The organism is Neobacillus drentensis (genome assembly GCF_036965645.1).
Taxonomy (GTDB): Bacteria; Bacillota; Bacilli; order Bacillales; family Cytobacillaceae; genus Neobacillus; species Neobacillus drentensis_D.
This window is the reverse complement of sequence record NZ_JBALPZ010000046.1, coordinates 56,417-74,920: the sequence shown is the minus strand read 5'-3', so window position 1 is coordinate 74,920 and position 18,504 is coordinate 56,417. Positions and strand designations below refer to the sequence as shown.

The 18,504-nt window shown below is 40.2% G+C and carries 17 protein-coding genes; 15 read left to right on the top strand and 2 right to left on the bottom strand.

Annotated elements, in window-relative coordinates:
• The coding region (locus tag V7266_RS09925) for an aromatic-ring-hydroxylating dioxygenase subunit beta (RefSeq protein WP_335467730.1) at window positions 1-399 on the top strand (399 nt) is incomplete at its 5' end.
• Between the two features lie 225 nt (window positions 400-624).
• Here the strand turns inward: V7266_RS09925 and purF are convergent.
• A complete protein-coding gene (purF, locus tag V7266_RS09920; protein ID WP_335467729.1) occupies window positions 625-2,004 on the bottom strand; it encodes an amidophosphoribosyltransferase in 1,380 nt (459 codons plus the stop codon).
• Between the two features lie 203 nt (window positions 2,005-2,207).
• On the opposite strand from purF, the gene purK reads away from it, so the two are divergent.
• The 8 genes from purK (at window position 2,208) to V7266_RS09880 (ending at window position 11,072) form a co-directional block, all read left to right on the top strand.
• Complete coding sequence (purK, locus tag V7266_RS09915) at window positions 2,208-3,335, top strand: 5-(carboxyamino)imidazole ribonucleotide synthase (protein WP_335467728.1); 1,128 nt, start codon at window positions 2,208-2,210, stop codon at window positions 3,333-3,335.
• A 73-nt stretch (window positions 3,336-3,408) separates the two neighbouring features.
• Complete coding sequence (gene purC, locus V7266_RS09910) at window positions 3,409-4,128, top strand: phosphoribosylaminoimidazolesuccinocarboxamide synthase (RefSeq protein WP_335467727.1); 720 nt, start codon at window positions 3,409-3,411, stop codon at window positions 4,126-4,128.
• Window positions 4,121-4,375: a phosphoribosylformylglycinamidine synthase subunit PurS gene (gene purS / locus V7266_RS09905; protein ID WP_335467732.1), complete on the top strand. Its 255-nt coding sequence runs from the start codon at window positions 4,121-4,123 to the stop codon at window positions 4,373-4,375. Before purC ends, purS begins: the two co-directional genes overlap by 8 nt.
• Window positions 4,376-4,386: 11 nt before the next feature.
• Window positions 4,387-5,070, top strand: a complete 684-nt coding sequence (gene purQ, locus V7266_RS09900) for a phosphoribosylformylglycinamidine synthase subunit PurQ (protein ID WP_335467726.1) — start codon at window positions 4,387-4,389, stop codon at window positions 5,068-5,070.
• On the top strand, window positions 5,057-7,345 hold the full coding sequence (purL, locus tag V7266_RS09895; protein ID WP_335467725.1) for a phosphoribosylformylglycinamidine synthase subunit PurL: 2,289 nt from the start codon (window positions 5,057-5,059) through the stop codon (window positions 7,343-7,345). The genes purQ and purL overlap by 14 nt, the downstream gene beginning before the upstream one ends.
• A 13-nt stretch (window positions 7,346-7,358) precedes the next feature.
• On the top strand, window positions 7,359-8,393 hold the full coding sequence (gene purM, locus V7266_RS09890; protein WP_335467724.1) for a phosphoribosylformylglycinamidine cyclo-ligase: 1,035 nt from the start codon (window positions 7,359-7,361) through the stop codon (window positions 8,391-8,393).
• 2 nt (window positions 8,394-8,395) lie between these two features.
• Window positions 8,396-8,971, top strand: a complete 576-nt coding sequence (gene purN / locus V7266_RS09885) for a phosphoribosylglycinamide formyltransferase (RefSeq protein ID WP_335467723.1) — start codon at window positions 8,396-8,398, stop codon at window positions 8,969-8,971.
• A 166-nt stretch (window positions 8,972-9,137) separates the two neighbouring features.
• Window positions 9,138-11,072, top strand: a complete 1,935-nt coding sequence (locus V7266_RS09880; protein WP_335467722.1) for a bifunctional 2',3'-cyclic-nucleotide 2'-phosphodiesterase/3'-nucleotidase — start codon at window positions 9,138-9,140, stop codon at window positions 11,070-11,072.
• A 144-nt stretch (window positions 11,073-11,216) separates the two neighbouring features.
• Here the strand turns inward: V7266_RS09880 and V7266_RS09875 are convergent, their stop codons facing one another.
• Window positions 11,217-11,999, bottom strand: coding sequence for a helix-turn-helix domain-containing protein (locus V7266_RS09875; RefSeq protein WP_335467721.1), 783 nt, complete (start codon window positions 11,997-11,999; stop codon window positions 11,217-11,219).
• 221 nt (window positions 12,000-12,220) lie between these two features.
• Here V7266_RS09875 and V7266_RS09870 point away from each other — a divergent pair, with 221 nt between their 5' ends.
• The 6 genes from V7266_RS09870 (at window position 12,221) to V7266_RS09845 (ending at window position 18,499) form a co-directional block, all read left to right on the top strand.
• A complete protein-coding gene (locus V7266_RS09870; protein WP_335467720.1) occupies window positions 12,221-13,381 on the top strand; it encodes a Gfo/Idh/MocA family protein in 1,161 nt (386 codons plus the stop codon).
• Between the two features lie 28 nt (window positions 13,382-13,409).
• Window positions 13,410-14,147: a ThuA domain-containing protein gene (locus tag V7266_RS09865; protein WP_335467719.1), complete on the top strand. Its 738-nt coding sequence runs from the start codon at window positions 13,410-13,412 to the stop codon at window positions 14,145-14,147.
• Between the two features lie 38 nt (window positions 14,148-14,185).
• Window positions 14,186-15,280, top strand: coding sequence for a Gfo/Idh/MocA family protein (locus tag V7266_RS09860; protein WP_335467718.1), 1,095 nt, complete (start codon window positions 14,186-14,188; stop codon window positions 15,278-15,280).
• Between the two features lie 166 nt (window positions 15,281-15,446).
• A complete protein-coding gene (locus V7266_RS09855; protein WP_335467717.1) occupies window positions 15,447-16,463 on the top strand; it encodes a Gfo/Idh/MocA family protein in 1,017 nt (338 codons plus the stop codon).
• On the top strand, window positions 16,460-17,422 hold the full coding sequence (locus V7266_RS09850; RefSeq protein ID WP_335467716.1) for a sugar phosphate isomerase/epimerase family protein: 963 nt from the start codon (window positions 16,460-16,462) through the stop codon (window positions 17,420-17,422). Before V7266_RS09855 ends, V7266_RS09850 begins: the two co-directional genes overlap by 4 nt.
• Window positions 17,423-17,707: 285 nt before the next feature.
• A complete protein-coding gene (locus V7266_RS09845) occupies window positions 17,708-18,499 on the top strand; it encodes a hypothetical protein (RefSeq protein ID WP_335467715.1) in 792 nt (263 codons plus the stop codon).
• The last annotated feature ends 5 nt before the right edge of the window (window positions 18,500-18,504 follow it).

Sequence of the window (18,504 nt, the reverse complement as noted above, 5' to 3'; positions counted from 1 at the left end):
GAAATAGAATATCGTATGCCACTAAGAGAATCGGTAGAAGGTGTTGGAGTTGATGATATTGCGAGTGATTCGTCCTTTTATGAAGAAACAAAGCTTTCGCTTACTACACGGGTCAATCGGTTGTATACAAAATCAGCTTGGGTGGAAAATCCGGCAACACGGCAACGACATTTTATTTCAAACATTGTGGTTGAACCGACTGAGGATCCCAATAAATTTAAGGTCACTAGTTATTTCTTATATAAAAGGAGCAGAGGTTCTACACATATAATTGAAGAATTGTTTGGTGAGAGAAATGATATTATTCGGAAGGTTAATAATGAATTTAAAATTGTTTCACGGACCATTTTTCCTGATCAGACTGTTATTACGACGATGAATATGAGTATGTTCTTATAGTTAGATTCCGAAAACTATTATTTTGTATTTTTTTCTAAATCGTTTTTGAGCGGTCTCATAACAATAGAGTAAATCCGAAGTCTTGCTTTTTGCAAGGATTTCGGATTTTTTGTTATCAAAACAATCGGGAAGTCAATTATCATACATGTATAATAAAGGGAATGCACCCTGGGTGTGATTCCCTGTCAAATGCAGCTTGATTTAATCAAAGTGTCCGTTAGTGTATTACTTCAAATACAATTTAGTAGGATAAGCCCCACTAAAACAGGCGATACAGCGGCTGCTTGTGTCAGCTAAATCTACATCTACAGCCTCTAATAACCCTTCAGTACTTAAAAAGGCTAATGAATCTGCACCAATCACTTTTCCCATCGCACGTTCATGCTCATGCTTATTAGCAAAAAGTTCCTCTTTCGTTGGCATATCCACTCCATAAAAACAAGGATTTTTGACCATAGGGGAACTTATTCGTACATGGACCTCCTTGGCACCTGCTTGACGAATCAATTGAACAATACGCTTACTAGTTGTTCCACGAACAATCGAATCATCTACAAGCACAACTCGCTTATCCTCGAGAATTTCCCTGACGGCACTTAATTTTAGACGAACGGCCAGGTCCCGCAATTCCTGGGTCGGTTCAATAAAAGAACGGCCTGCGTAGGGGTTTTTGATGATACCCATTTCATAGGGAATACCCGATTGTTGGGCATAACCCATGGCTGCAGGGACACTTGATTCCGGAACAGCCACAACCAAATCTGCTTGGGTTGGATGTTCTTTTGCAAGGATTTGGCCTAATTCTTTCCGGATGGATAAAACACTTCTTCCATGAATGACACTATCTGGACGAGCAAAATAAACAAATTCAAAGGAACAAAGGGAAATATCGCCTTTTTCGGCAAAACGGCCTGTTTGAATACCCTTTTCATCAATAAGAAGCCATTCTCCTGGCTCGACATCCCTCCAAAACTTGGCATCAACCGCCTCTAAAGCACAGGTTTCGGAAGCGGCGATAATGGATTCACCAATTTTTCCTAGGCTTAGAGGGCGTAACCCATGTCGATCCAGGGCAACAAGCATTTGTTTATCTGTCATGATAAGCAAAGCAAATGAACCATCAATCCGCTTAAGCACTTCAGGTCCAGCTTTTTCAAAATATTTTTTACTGGAACGGGCAATAAGGTGAGCGATAATTTCCGTATCAGTTGTTGTCTGAAAGATGGCACCCTGTTGCTGAAGAACCTTCCGTTCGATATTAGCATTCACCAGGTTCCCGTTATGGGCCACGGCCAAATCACCCTCACTATATTTAAAGACAAGGGGCTGTGCATTTTGCAGTAAACTAGCACCGGAAGTGGAATATCGTACATGACCAATGGCCATATTTCCACTTAATCCATCAAGGATCTCGCGTGAAAATACTTGCGTAACTAACCCCATTCCTCTGTGATGCCTAAATGACTTCCCATCACTAGCCACGATTCCTGCACTTTCCTGACCGCGGTGTTGAAGGGCATGAAGTCCGTAATAAGTTAAATCGGACGCTTTAGGATGATTAAAAACTCCAAATACCCCGCATTTCTCCTGCATTCCTGAATCCATTTGTCTTCCTCCCATAATTTCATTCTCTTATTTTTGGCAAAGGGGAAATTTCTATCCTTTTTTATTCATTTCCTAGTTCGCTTGTTTTGGCTGCTCAAGTCTTAAAAGTTTTCTAATTAAAGGAGGGTGAATCAGGATAATCTAAAATCATTAAAAGATTAAAAACACACAAGAATTTTTGTTCTTTGAAAGGGGAAAACGCTGTGAAAGTTATTAAACCCGGTTCAACCATTGGCATCCTAGGCGGAGGGCAATTAGGAAGGATGATTTCGATTGCCGGGAGAAACATGGGATATCGCTTTATTACCTTGGATCCGACACCGGACTCTCCATGTGGGCAAGCCGCAGATCAACAAATAATAAGTTCCTTTTCTGATCTCAAGGGTGCCAAGGAATTGGCCGATTCCTCTGATGTTATTACGTACGAATTTGAAAACATCGATTCTAATGTAGCTTCCTTGTTAGAAAATACATCCTTTGTCCCACAAGGAAGTGAACTATTACGAATAACACAAAACAGGATCCGTGAAAAATCAACGTTGCAGTCCTATAATGTGCCTGTTGCTCCTTTCTTGGTCATAAGATCTGAAAATGATATACATAAAGCCGTTGATTGTTTTGGTTTTCCCTCCATACTGAAAACAGCTACCGGGGGGTACGATGGAAAAGGGCAATGGATAATAAAAGGCACGGATGATATCCCAAATGCGATTGAGACTTGGAAAAATGCGGGGAAAGACATGATTATTGAAAAGTTTATTCCCTTTACGAAAGAATTATCGGTCATTGTTGCCCGAAATCTACAAGGCCAGACAAAGACTTTTCCAATTGCTGAAAATATACATGTTAATAATATCCTGCATCAGTCTATCGTTCCTGCAAGAATCACTGCTGAGCAACAAGAGAAAGCGGAAAAAATCTCATTAAAAGTGGCAGATTCATTACAAGTAATCGGCTTAATTGCTATAGAAATGTTTCTTACCAATGATGGTGAAATCATCGTGAATGAGTTAGCACCAAGACCTCATAATTCTGGACATTATTCAATGGATGCTTGTATAACATCGCAATTCGAACAGCATATACGGGCCATATGTGGACTGCCTTTAGGAGATACTACCCTCTTAAGCCCGAATATTATGGTGAATATTTTAGGTCAACATATAAGGGAAGTGCTTACTAAAATCAATCAGCTTCCTCCAACAGCCAAGCTCCATTTATACGGTAAGAAGGAAAGTGTAGAAAATAGAAAAATGGGCCATATCAATTTTTTAGGTTCATCAATCGGACAAGTGGACCAGCAAATAAAGGATCTTAATATTTGGACCTAAAGAATCCACATAGGTCATATTAGAATTTTCTTTTTTAAAATTACTAGACAGGTGAATGAAGGAGTAACCCATAATGGAAAAACTAGATCAGCTTTATGAAGGAAAAGCGAAAAGAGTATTCAAAACATCTGAACCAGAAAAGTACTGGATTGAATATAAAGATGATGCGACTGCCTTTAATGGGGAGAAAAAAGCACAAATAGCAGGAAAGGGAACGCTAAATAACGAGATTAGTTCTATTTTCCTTAGTTTGCTGAAAGAAAAAGGGGTAGACAATCATTTTATTAAAAAAATTTCAGCAACGGAACAAATCGTTCAACAAGTCGAGATTATCCCCATTGAGGTGGTTGTTCGAAACATCGCGGCAGGATCGTTGGCAAAAAGGCTTGGATGGGACGAAGGAAAGGAACTCCCGAAGACGATTGTGGAATTTTACTACAAAAATGATGAGCTAGGAGACCCGATGATTAACAATGATCATATTGACATTCTTGGGCTTGCTGCAGAACAGGAATTAGTTGAAATTCGAAAACAAGCTCTAAAAATCAATGAAATCCTAAAGGAATTCCTACAGACCAAAAATATTATCTTGGTGGATTTTAAATTAGAGTTTGGTAAAACCCCAGCTGGGAACATCATTTTAGCGGATGAAATCTCCCCGGATACTTGCCGATTTTGGGATGCCGACACAATGAAAAAGCTAGATAAAGATCGGTTTAGACGGGATTTAGGCAGCGTCGAAGAAGCATATCAAGAAATATTAAGGAGAATCGAGGGTAGTGTCAATGTTTAAAGCAACTGTATACGTAACGCTGAGAGAAAGTGTTTTAGATCCACAGGGGAATGCCGTTCAGGAATCACTGCATTCACTTGGATATGAAGAGGTGGGAGATGTACGCATAGGGAAATACATGGAGCTTGAAATAAATAGTGATGATCAAAAAGCGGCAGAAGAACGTGTGCGGGATATGTGTGAGAAGCTATTATCCAATACCGTGATTGAAGACTTTAGGTTCGACCTTAATAAGATGGAAGGATAGGGGGAATTAAGTTGAACTTTGCTGTACTGGTTTTTCCTGGTTCAAACTGCGATATTGATATGTATAAAGCAGTTTTAGATACGATTGAACAATCGGTCGAATATGTATGGCATCTAGAAACAGACCTATCGAAATATGATGCAATTCTTGTCCCAGGAGGATTCTCCTATGGGGATTATTTGCGGCCAGGTGCTGTTGCGAGTCTGTCACCCGTCATGGAGCAGGTGAAAATAGCAGCGGAAGAGGGAAAATTGATCCTTGGTGTTTGTAATGGATTTCAAATACTAACCGAAGCAGGGTTATTGCCAGGCGCTTTAAGAAGAAATCAACGTTTGAAATTTCATTGTGACACTATTGATTTAAAAGTAGAAAACAACCAAACCCCGTTCACCCTAGAATATCAGGAAGGTGAAATGATTCGAATTCCCATTGCCCATGGGGATGGAAATTATTATTGTGACCAAGAGACATTGGAACAATTAAAGAAGAACAATCAAATTGTTTTCAGATATAAAGGGACCAATCCAAATGGTTCTATTTCTGAGATTGCAGGAGTGATCAACGAGAGGGGAAATGTTTTAGGATTAATGCCTCATCCAGAACGTGCTGTTCACAAGTGGCTCGGAACAGATGACGGAAAACGGATGTTTTCATCTATTTTAAGTTACTGGAGGCAACAACATGGTACAGCATAAAGAACCAACTCCCGAGCAAATCGCCCAGCTAAAGGTCTATCGGGAAATGGGATTAACGGACGAAGAGTTTGATAAAGTGATCGAGATTCTCGGGCGAAAACCTAATTATACGGAAACGGGAATATTTAGTGTCATGTGGTCCGAGCATTGCAGCTATAAAAATTCGAAGGTGGTCTTAAAGCGTTTTCCCACTTCAGGCCCGCATGTCTTGCAAGGTCCTGGAGAAGGGGCTGGAATTGTTGATATTGGTGATAACCAAGCGGTCGTGTTTAAAATTGAAAGCCACAATCATCCATCAGCCATTGAGCCTTATCAAGGTGCTGCAACGGGAGTTGGCGGGATTATTCGTGATGTTTTTTCAATGGGTGCACGTCCGATTGCCTTATTAAACTCACTCCGTTTTGGCGAACTTGATAACCCAAAAACGAAATATATTTTTGAAAATGTGGTCGCTGGTATCGCAGGATATGGTAACTGTATGGGCATTCCTACGGTTGGAGGGGAGATTTATTTTGATTCTTCATATGAAGGTAATCCTCTAGTCAATGCCATGTGTGTGGGTTTAATCAATCATGATGAAATTCAAAAAGGTGTCGCTAAAGGGATTAATAACCCGGTTATTTATGTTGGAGCTGCAACCGGAAGAGATGGTATACATGGAGCAACCTTCGCATCCGAGGAGCTGAGTGAAAATTCAGAAGCAAAACGTCCAGCTGTTCAAGTAGGCGATCCGTTTATGGAAAAATTGCTGCTGGAAGCGACTCTTGAATTGATTTCCTCAGGTCATGTAGTAGGAATACAAGATATGGGGGCTGCAGGATTAACCAGTTCCAGTTCTGAAATGGCCAGTAAAGCGGGAAATGGAATTGAATTAAACCTTGACCTCGTTCCACAACGTGAAAAAGGTATGAGTGCCTATGAAATGATGTTGTCAGAATCCCAAGAAAGAATGCTGGTGGTCGCCAAAAGTGGAAAAGAAGAGGAAGTTAAAATGATTTTTGACAAATGGGGACTTCACTCTGCTGTCATCGGCCGAGTGACAGATGATAATCATCTTCGATTACTCCATAAGGGAGAGGTCGTTGCGGAAATCCCGGCAGACAAACTGGCAGAAGATGCGCCGGTTTATTGTAAGCCCTCTAAGGAGGCTCCTTATTATGAACCATTTTCATCGTTAGACGCAGCTACAGCCATTGAAGAGCCAAGCGATTATAATTCTGTCTTACAGCAGCTGCTTGCCTCGACTACGATTGCCAGTAAAGAGTGGGTATATCAACAGTATGATTATATGGTGAGAACAAATACGGCCGTCATACCAGGATCGGATGCTGCTGTTGTTGCGATTCGTGGAACACGGAAAGCATTGGCGATGACGACGGATTGCAACGGCAGGTATGTGTATCTTGATCCGTTTGTCGGAGGAGCAATCGCGGTAGCTGAAGCGGCCCGTAATGTGGTTTGTTCCGGGGCGGAACCTTTAGCGATTACAGATAACTTAAATTTTGGGAGTCCAGAAAAACCAGAAATCTTCTGGCAGTTTGAAAAGGCGGCAGATGGCATTAGTGAAGCTTGCCGACAACTCAATACGCCGGTTATTGGTGGAAACGTAAGCCTCTATAACGAGACAAAAGGAGAAGCCATTTTTCCAACCCCAACGATTGGCATGGTTGGGCTCATGAAAGATATCGCTCACATTACAACACAGGAGTTTAAAAATGAAGGCGATGTAATCTTTTTAATTGGGGAAACCAAACCAGAAATAGGCGGATCGGAATACCAAAAAATGATGACAGGCAAGATCGAAGGCCGTCCGCCGCAGATAAACCTTGATTTGGAAAAGAAGATTCAAGCCTTTACCCTTAAGATCATTCAAGGAGGAATCGTAAAATCTGCTCATGATACGGCAGAAGGCGGTTTAGCAGTTGCAATAGCTGAAAGTTGTATTGGCGGGAGGTTGGGAGCAAAAATTCATTTAACTGATGAATTGCGTACGGACCTAAGTCTCTTTAGTGAAACTCAATCTCGAATTATCGTTTCCGTATCGGAGGAACACGCTGAGAAGATAAAAGAAATGGCTAAACAGCAAGAGGTTCCGATAAAAGAAATCGGGAAAGTGAAGGGCAAAGAAGTTTCTATCTCTCATAATGGAAATAACGTGATCTCACAACCTGTTGTTTCATTGGATGCAGCATGGCGGAATACTATTCCTGATATAATGCGTTCCGGATTACTAAAAAAGTTTAACATGCAGGAAATCTCTGCAAGTTTACCGTAAAGGAGTGAAACAGATGAGCGACGCGTACCGTCAAGCTGGAGTCAATATTGATGCGGGAAATGAAGCGGTTGAAAGAATGAAAAAACACGTAAAAAAAACCTTCCGTAAAGAGGTATTAACGGGACTAGGAGGGTTTGGGGCTTTATTTAAACCAGATCTAACAGGGATAGAAGAACCTGTTTTTGTTTCAGGTACCGATGGAGTAGGGACTAAATTGAAGATTGCCTTTGCCATGGACAAACACGATACCATTGGAATGGATGCCGTTGCTATGTGTGTAAATGATGTAATCGTCCAAGGGGCCGAGCCTCTTTTTTTTCTAGACTATCTTGCCTGCGGTCAGATCGTACCGGAAAAAATTGAAGCCATCGTAAAAGGGATTGCAGATGGATGTGTGCAGGCTGGGTGTGCGCTAATCGGCGGCGAGACTGCTGAGATGCCAGGTATGTACCAGGACGAGGAATATGACATCGCCGGCTTTACAGTAGGCATGGTGGATCAAAAACATCTTATTGATGGAACCAAAGTAAAAGCTGGTCAGGTTCTTATTGGTTTAGCTTCGAGTGGAATACATAGCAACGGCTTTTCACTTGTCCGAAAGGTTCTATTAGAGGATGCTAAACTCTCATTAAGTGACTATGTTGATGAATTAGAATCTGAATTGGGAAGAGTGCTGCTTGAGCCAACCAAAATTTATGTGAAATCGGTCCTTTCAACTATAAGGGAATTTCATGTCTCTGGTCTCGTGCATGTGACAGGCGGAGGCTTCTATGATAACATTCCACGAATTCTTTCCAAAGGCATGCAGGCTGTTATTAATCATGGGTCATGGAAGGTCCCGAAAATTTTCTCCTTTATCCAAGATAGAGGCAATATATCCGATTATGATATGTTCCGAACCTTTAATATGGGAATTGGCATGATTTTAGTGGTAGATGCTAAAGACACCAAGGCCATTATAGAGCACTTACAAACGTTAGGTGAAACGGTGTACGAAATTGGTACTGTGCAAAGCGGTACTAATGATGTCGTTATCAAAAAGGAGTAAGTATGAAGATCGCCGTTTTTGCTTCTGGTACGGGTTCTAATTTTGCTGCGATTCTAGAATCCATCCAATCGAAAAAAATCATGAATGTTGAAGTGGTTTTACTAGTCAGTGATCGCCCAAAAGCCCTTGCAGTCCAGAAAGCCAGGGATGAACGGATCCCTGTGTTCACTTTTAATGCTGAAGACTATCCAAATAAACAAGTATATGAAGAAGAGATTCTAAACGAGTTAACAAAAAGGGAAGTTGATTTTATCGTATTGGCTGGGTATATGAGACTGTTGGGGCCTGTTTTACTCCAGGCTTATGATGGAAAAATCATTAATGTTCATCCTTCTCTATTACCAGCTTTCCCAGGAAAAGATGCCATTGGTCAAGCGCTTGATTATGGGGTAAAGGTTACTGGAGTCACGGTCCATTATGTCGACGAAGGAATGGATACAGGACCAATTATCGACCAACGAGCAGTCACAATCGATCCGGATGAAACAAGGGGAACATTAATAAAAAAGATTCAAGAACAGGAGCACCGATTATTGCCAGAAGTAATCCAAAGATTGGCTTCCAGGCATGCATTTTAAAAACACTAAAGGTTAGGCATCACACTTAATAAATGTGTGGTGCCTCTTTCAATCTTTCAAGATTCCAAAAACTTAGTAATTTTTCTAATGGAACTTATATTCCTTATTATGGTTACGAATACTAATTTCATTTGCAGGATTTTTAGAAAAGGGAGGAAATTTCCAATTGGTAAAACAGCTTGTATTCTTTGCAGTAGTCTTGGTTGTGATAGCTGGACAGTTTTTTCCTTTACAAGCAATTGCTCAAAAGCTGGATAGTACGGTTCAATTACGCTTGCTTGAAACGACTGATGTACATATGTTTTTGGCGAACTATGATTATTATCAGACGAAACAGGACGATAAGGTTGGTTTGGTAAAAACCGCAACTCTTATCAAACAGGCACGAAATGAAGTGAAAAATTCAATGCTGTTTGATAATGGAGATGAAATTCAAGGGAATCCTTTGGGAGATTATATGGCGAAAAAGGGGTTAAAACCTGGTGAGGTACATCCTGTTTACAGGTTCTTTAATCAGTTGGGATACGATGCCGCCACAGTTGGAAATCATGAGTTTAATTACGGATTAGATTTTTTAAACGGAACATTCAATGACGCGAAAATGCCTGTGGTCAACGCCAATGTATTCAAGGCCGGAACCGATCAGCCATATTTTAAACCGTATGTGATTTTAAAGAAAACTGTGTTCGATAACGCTGGGAAAAAGCACACACTCAAGGTAGGAGTGATAGGCTTAGTGTCGCCGCAAATTATGGAATGGGATAAGGGAAATTTAGAAGGGAAAGTGGAAACTAGATCGATTGTAGAGTCGGCAAAGAAATACGTTACATTAATGAAGAAAGAGGGAGCAGATGTGATTGTGGCCCTGGCCCATACCGGAATTAGTGGTGAACCGTATCAGCCTGGCATGGAGAATGCAGGTTATTATGTCACACAAATAAAGGACATTGATGCCGTATTCACAGGGCATCAGCATAACACCTTCCCGGGCCCTCTTTATAAGGATTTACCAAACACTAATCTGGAGAAAGGTACCATTAACGGGAAGCCGGTTGTAATGGCTGGGGCTTTCGGCAGCCATCTTGGCGTCATTGATCTACAATTACAAAGACAGCGCGGAAAGTGGAAGGTAATTGATAGTAAAGCTTCATTGCGGCCGATTGTGGATGCAAGTGGAAATTCTGTTGTCCAAACGGACGAGCAATTAATGACTGCCATCAAGCCAGAGCATGAGGCCACGATTAAATATGTAAATCAACCTGTCGGGGAAACGACCGCTCCAATAATTAGCTATTTTGCACTCGTTCAGGATGATCCATCCGTTCAGATTGTTAATAATGCTCAAACGGATTATTTGGTAGAAAAACTGAAAGACCCGGCCTATAGTAAGTATGCAGGAATACCGGTTCTTTCAGCGGCAGCGCCTTTTAAGGCAGGAGGGCGAGGGGGGCCAAGTTATTATACGGACATTCCTGCGGGAACATTGGCCATTAAAAATGTGGCTGACTTGTACTTGTACCCGAATACACTTCAGGCAAAATTAATCACTGGTGCACAGCTTAAAGAATGGCTGGAAATGAGTGCCGGGCAATTCAATCAAATTAATCCCGCCAGCAGTAGGGAACTGCCATTAATTAACCTAAATTTCCCATCCTATAATTTTGATGTGATTGATGGAGTACAGTACCAAATTGATGTGACCAAGCCAGCTAAATATGATGGAAATGGGAATGTGATAAACTCCAGTTCTAGTCGGATCATCAATCTGACATATCAAGGAAAGCCGGTTGCAGATGATCAAAAGTTTATTGTGGCGACGAATAATTATCGTGCATCAAGTTCCACTTTCCCTGGGGTTAGTCAAGGTGAGATTGTGTTAAAAGCACCAGATGAAAATCGGCAAATTGTCACGAACTATATACAAGCACACAAGCCGCTTAATCCAACTGCGGATCAAAATTGGTCACTAGCAAAATTTAAAGGCACGGCCATCCTTGTATTTGATTCATCACCAAATGCCCAAAAATATCTAGGACAATATCAAAACATAAAAAAATGGGTCCCTCTACTGGAGGTTTTGCAAAGTATTCGATTAACTTAAACCAATAGCAATTGGAGTTTTTAATATACGGTTGCTCAAGGAGAGTTGCCCGCGTTTCAAAAAAAGCTGTCCCCAAAATATATTTTGAGGACAGCTTTTTTTTGGTGCAGAAGGACAAATGTTAATAATTGTATCAGGGTATAATCACATGTCAAAAAACATGGAGATTTGCGTATCTCTGTATTCTTTTGGAGTACATAACTTTATCTTTACAAAATTCCGATTAAATGAACGGATGTTTTCATATCCACAGAGATAAGCAATTTCGGTCATATTTTTTTCCGTTGTACTTAGCAAATAACAAGCATAGTTAATCCTCGTTTCATTTAAAAAATCGACAAAAGAAGTTCCAACGTTTACATTAAAATATTTCGATAAATAATGATAACTATAACCAAATGTATTAGCCATACTGTTTAAAGAAATGGATTCCGTAAAGTGGTCCTGGATATAAGTTAAAATAGAATGGAGCAGCTCTGGTTCTTTTTGTGCTTTAATGAGGGTGGTTTGTCTCATTAACTCCGAAACTAATAAATAGAGACTTGCTTTTTGATCTAGAAGATTTGAATTGACCGAAAAAAGTACATTTGAAATAAGTGTTTTTGCCTCTAATGATAGGTTGAAAACAGGGTTTTCTAATGAGCTTTTTTCGATCATCTTTTGAAATGTCGGTACATAATCAGGTGAAAAAATACAAATTTTAGCTCGTGATTGTGAATTCGTAATTACTGAGTGAATTTCATACGGTAATATTAGTAAAAATTGTCCAGTTTTTAAATGAAAACATCTTTGGCTAATTATCACTTCCATTTCTCCATCTACGACAAATACTAATTCAAAACAGCGGTGGAGATGGCTGGGGAAGTTCAAATCCGTCGTCTCAAAGTGTCTAATTAAATCAAAGTGCTGCGCTTCATAGATTAGCATTTTATTATTTTCCTTTTTATAAAAAGTTAAATTTTGTCTAGGATTATATAAGTTTTTTCTTGTTGTGTCAAACCAATGAGTGATACATTTTTAAATAGTTAGAAAAATAAAAAAGTCTTATTGCCAGTCTTATAGTTGGGAACCGTTTGGGAAGGAACATAAAAGGCTCCTCACAATTCTAGCTAATAACATCACCATTAAATAGTAAAAGGAGATAGGAAATGGAAAAAATTAATGTCGGAATGGTCGGCTATAAATTTATGGGTAAAGCACACAGTCATGCATATCGGGATCTTCCACTCTTTTTCCCAGACATAGTCCATCCTGAAATGAAGGTGATTTGTGGACGTGACCCAGAAGGTGTGGCGACTGCAGCTAAGCAATTCGGCTGGGAGGAATATACCACTGACTGGAGAACTCTCTTAGACAGAGATGATATTGATTTAATCGATATCAATGCACCAAGTGATGTACATAAAGAAATAACGATTGCCGCTGCACAAGCGGGGAAACATGTTTTTTGCGAAAAACCGTTAGCGCTTACATTGGAGGACTCTAGAGAGATGCTTCAAGTGGTGGAGGCGGCTGGGGTTAAGCATATGGTTGGGTTTAATTATCGTTTTGCCCCTGCAGTCATGCTCGCTAAAAAGCTTCTTGACGAAGGGAATTTAGGTGAAATCTATCATTTCCGCGCTCATTTTTTACAGGATTGGCTCGTCGATCCAAACTTTCCATTAGCCTGGAGATTACAGAAGGATGTTGCAGGGTCCGGTTCTCACGGAGATCTTGGTGCCCATCTGATCGATTTGGCTCATTATCTTATTGGGGACATGACGGAAGTGATTGGAATGAGTGAAACATTTATCAAAGAAAGACCAATTCCAGCTCAAATGACAGGCTTATCAGCAAAAGGCAGTGATAGTGGTGAAAAAGGGGAAGTATCAGTTGATGATGCAACCCTATTCTTGGCTCGTTTTGCGAACGGAGCGCTAGGAAGCTTTGAAGCTACTCGATTTGCTGCAGGACACCGCTGTACTAATTCATTTGAAATCAATGGAAGTAAAGGCAGTGTCATCTTTGACTTTGAACGGATGAATGAATTGCAGGTTTATTTCGTGGATGATCGAGAGGATGTTCAAGGCTTCCGCCGTGTCTTAGCCACTGACCCATCGCACGCGTTCGCTGAAGCTTGGTGGCCGCCAGGACACACAATCGGTTACGAACATACGTTTATTCATGAAGTAGTTGAACTGATGGAGTCCTTCCGTGAAAATCGGCAGCCAGTTCCAAACTTCCGTGATGGTGTAAAGTGCCAGGAAGTTTTAGCAGCTGTTGATTTATCGATTGAAAAACGCCAATGGATCCGAATATCTGACGTATAAACTAACTTATCAAAGGAGTGTAAGAGCCATGCAAAAAAAGGCATTAATCGTTTGGGGCGGATGGGATGGCCATCAGCCAGAGCAGGTAGCCGAAATATTTAAAGGAATCCTAGAAGAAGAAAACTTCCAAGTGGAGGTTTCCAATTCACTAGACTCATATGCAGACAAGGAGAAGTTAAAGTCCTTGGATTTAATTGTTCCTCACTGGACGATGGGACAAATTGAAAGAAAATATGTCTTAAATATCTCTGAAGCAGTTGCGGCAGGTGTTGGTTTAGCTGGCTGTCACGGGGGAATGTGTGACTCTTTCCGTAACAATGTAGACTGGCAATTTATGACAGGAGGAAATTGGGTCGCTCATCCTGGTAATGATGGTGTGGAATATACAGTAAACATCAAGCATTCCTCTAGTCCATTATTAGAAGGGATCTCTGATTTTAAACTCGCTAGTGAGCAATATTATCTTCATTACGATCCAGCTGTGGAAGTGTTAGCTACTACCAGATTCCCGGTTTTTCACGGACCACATGCAGCTAATAAAGCAGTTGATATGCCAGTAGTATGGACAAAACGCTGGGGCCTTGGAAATGTGTTCTACAATTCATTAGGCCATCAGGCGAACATTGTTGCTATGCCTGAGGTTTCGTTGATTATGCGCCGCGGATTCCTATGGGCTGCGGAAGGAAAGAAACGGGCTGAGGAATTAGATGTAGATTCAATTTATGGAAATGTGCGTGCATATACTGGCATGGGAGACAGTCAATAAGATTGGTGTTGGAGAATACTAAACTAGGAGGACCTAATATGAAAAAATTAAAAATTGGTATTATCGGCTGTGGAAATATTAGTTCTATTTATCTGGAAAACTGTCAGAAGTTCCCTCACCTTGAGCTGATTGCCTGTGCGGATTTAGATGTAGAGCGTGCACAATCCCAAGCTGAAAAGTTTGGTGTTCCTAAAGCTTGCACCGTGGAAGAACTGCTTTCTGACCCAGCGATTGAACTAGTGATCAATTTAACGATTCCAAAAGCACATGCCGCTGTCTGCATTCAGGCACTCGAAGCAGGCAAGCATGTTTATACGGAAAAACCACTTGCTGTTACACGCGAGGAAGGAAGACAAATTTTAGAAACAGCTAAAAAGAAAAATCTCCTTGTTGGCAGTGCACCTGACACTTTCTTAGGTGCTGGTATTCAAACCGCCATCCACTTGATTGAACAAGGTGAAATCGGTGAACCGATTGGGGCGTCTGCCTTTATGATTTGCCGCGGGCACGAACATTGGCATCCAGATCCTGCCTTCTATTATGATACAGGCGGCGGACCGATGTTTGATATGGGACCATATTACTTAACAGCATTGGTGGCTCTTTTAGGACCGATTAAACGAATTTCTGGATCTGTTCGGATTAGTTATCCTGAAAGAACGGTGCTTAGCCAGCCAAAAGCAGGTACTAAAATTGAAGTATCAACCCCAACGCACATTTCAGGTGTGATTGATTTCGCATCGGGGGTAATCGGAAACATTACAACAAGCTTTGATGCATTTGGCGGTACATCCCTGCCTCCAATTGAAATATATGGAAGTGAAGGCACTTTACTTGTTCCTGATCCAAATACGTTCGGTGGTCCGGTCAAAATAAGAAAACGGGATGAAAATGATTTTAAAGAGGTTCCTCTTGCTTACGGGAACGCCCAAAACAGTAGAGGACTTGGTGTCGCTGATATGGCCAAAGCGATTCTCGAAGGCGGGAATTATCGAGCAAATGGCGATTTAGCGTATCATGTTTTAGAAGCGATGCATGGCTTCCATGATTCTTCTGATAATGGTAGACACTATCTAATGGAAAGTACATGTAGTCGCCCTGAATCGGTTCCTTTTGAATTACAGGCTAAGTAAAAATAAAATTTTTTGGTAAACTTCAGAAACTTCTCTGAAACTATTTATATTGGTTGGACTAACTTGAAAAAAATCTACTTGTTTCATTTTGAAATGAGTAGGTTTTTATTAATTTTTAGACTTTGCTGTTTTCATATTTTAGATAAATTAAAATTGGAGGCCTAGAATGAGTAAATTAAAGGCGATTCAAGTTGGAACAGGGGGATTTGGCACCTCTTGGCTAGAAATTTTGGAAAACTTTCAAGAAATAGAGGTAGTGGCAGTAGTTGATGTTAATCCCGATAATCTTGAGAATGCGAAAAAGTTTGTTAAGAATCGTTCCGTTGAATACTATACTGACCATTTAGAAGCCTTTGCAAAAAGTAAGGCAGACATTGCAGTGATTATTACTCCTCCCCAAACACATAAAAAGCTAGCCCTTGATGCGTTAGCCTATGACTTGCATGTATTTATGGAGAAACCAATCGCGCAAACCTTTGAAGATGCAAAAGAGCTGCTGGAAAAATCAAAAATCTATAAGAAATTTATTATGATCAGTCAAAATTATCGCTGGAGGCCGGAAATACAAGCTGTTAAAAAGGCAGTAGAAGAAGAGGTCATTGGAAAAGTAGAATACGTTGAATGGAACTTTCGCCGTTCTACCCAATTCGGGGGATGGAGAGATCAATATTCCGAGATTCTAATTGAGGATATGAGCATTCATCACTTTGATTTAATGAGATATCTTCTAGATGTCAATCCTTCTGCTGTTTTTGCCAAAAGTATGAAGCCTTCCTGGAGTTGGTTTAATGGCAATAGTACGGCTACTATAGTCATGGATTTTGAGGGGATCCTAATTAACTATTTTGGCAGTTGGGTTACGAGAGGGAAAGAAACACCATGGAATGGCGATTTTAAGCTGGTAGGGGAAAATGGTGTCATTGAATTAATGGATAATTGCCCTACCATAACGTTTGAAAATGGACAAACCAGACCATTAGAAGTAGTGCCAATGGAATATGAGGACCGGGAGTACTCCCTCTACGAAATGGTTTCAGCCATTAAACAAGGAAGAACTCCGATAACGGATCTTTCTGATAACATCCAAAGCTTCGCCGTTGTGGGAGCTGCTTTACGATCTATTAAACAAAATAAGGAAATTGATGTTCAAGATATGATTGAAATGAGGAGTGTGGAACTATGAACCTAGGTGTATTCGCCGTATTATTTTCAAATATGCCTTTAGTCGAAATGTTGGATTACATTAAAGAACGTGGCCTGGACACTGTTGAAATTGCTACAGGAGGCTATGTGGGAAACGCCCATTGCAATCCTAATGAATTACTAACAGACCGAACTAAACTGGAACAATTTAAACAGGCATTTGAATCTAGAGGAATCAAAATAAGTGCCTTAAGCTGCCATGGAAATCCGCTCCATCCAAATAAGGAAATTAGTGATGAGCACCATGACGTTTTTGTTGATACAGTGAAGCTTGCATCTATTTTGGGTGTGGAAAGTGTCGTTACCTTTGCGGGATGTCCGGGTGAATCAGATTATTCACAGTATCCTGTTTGGATCACAAATCCTTGGCCGGATGACTTTTCTAAGGTGGTTCAGTGGCAATGGGAAAATAAAGTAATTCCGTATTGGAAGAGACAGGCCGAGTTATTAGAAGATTATAAGGTACGAGTGGCGATTGAGCCACACCCAGGCTTTGTTGTCTATAATACTGAGACAGCATTGCGCTTACGAAATGAGTGCGGTGACCGAATTGGCATCAACTTTGATCCAAGTCACTATTTCTGGCAAGGAATGGATCCAGTTGCTAGTATTAAGGTTTTAGGTGATGCTATTGTCCATTTCCATGCGAAAGATACAAAGATTGATAATCAAAATTGCCAGCTTAATGGTGTCCTTGACATAAAATCATACAAGGACATTGCTAATCGGTCTTGGGTATTTAGAACAGTGGGATATGGTCATGGAGAAGATGTATGGAGAGATATGATAAGTGCTCTTCAAGTGATTGGGTATCAAGGTGCCATTAGTATTGAACATGAGGATGGCCTTATGAGTGTTGAAGAAGGATTTAGTAAGGCGGTGACTTTTTTAAAGGATATGGTAATTAAAGAAGGGGCCAAGGAATTGTGGTGGGCCTAGATACGAAATTGAAAGAAGGCATCCATTTTGGGTGCTTTTCTTCTGTTTATTAAACCAATTACAAGAATAATATAACGATAATATAATTATGTAAACTTATATAATTCCTTTTACAGGATGTATATTTTCAAACTGAATTTCTCGATTCAAACACGTTTTATATGCATATACTAATAGTCTTTTTGAGCCATTCACATTAATCAGTAACTCCGATAAGATAAATAATATAAAAAATGAAGGCACGATTGAGTCAACTTTTTAACTTAGTGAGGAAAGGAGAACAAGGTGAACACAGATCAAGCTTTTGACTTTTTAAAAGCGGCCGGAGTTTCAGACGATATTTGTGTTGAAACGGTAAGACGTTGGCTGCGTGAGCGTAAAATTAAATACGAGGCTAAAAGTGCAATTCAACAAACAAACTATATACTACAAGATACAGATCAAGCGATCAACTTTTTAAATGATGCAGGTGTTGCTGCAAGTATGGGCATTCAAGTCGTTCAGCGCTGGCTATATGAAGGTAAAATTCAAAAAGTAGGAAACGGAAATCAACTAACCGAATACATATCAAATGTTAAAAATCCCAAGCATTTAATCAAGCCGCCTTCAGAGCAAGATAAACTAATCCGGGAATTAAAAGCTAAAGTAAAAGTTCAGGACGATCATATAAAAGAGTTAGAGGAGCTCCATAAAACGTCAGTTAAGACGATTATTCAGCAAAGAAACAAATTACAAAAAGAAATCCTCAACTTAGAGCTTGAGAAAAATGAATTACAAAAGGAAATGAGAAAAGTATTAAAAGAGAATATTGAGCTGAACAGTGAATTGTTATATTTAAAAGAAAAACTATCTAAACAAGGAAAAAGAGTTCCTGATAGGGCCCAGACCACAGCACCAGGACAAAGACTGGATTTCCGCCAAAAATTAGGGCTATCAAAAACCGCGAGTGAAAAAGAAATTTTAACAAGATATAAAAAACTATTAAAGATCACCCACCCTGATCAAGGCGGCAACGCGGTTGTCTTTCATTATGTGAAAACAGATTATGATCAATTTAAAAATAGTCTGCAAGAATAAAGACC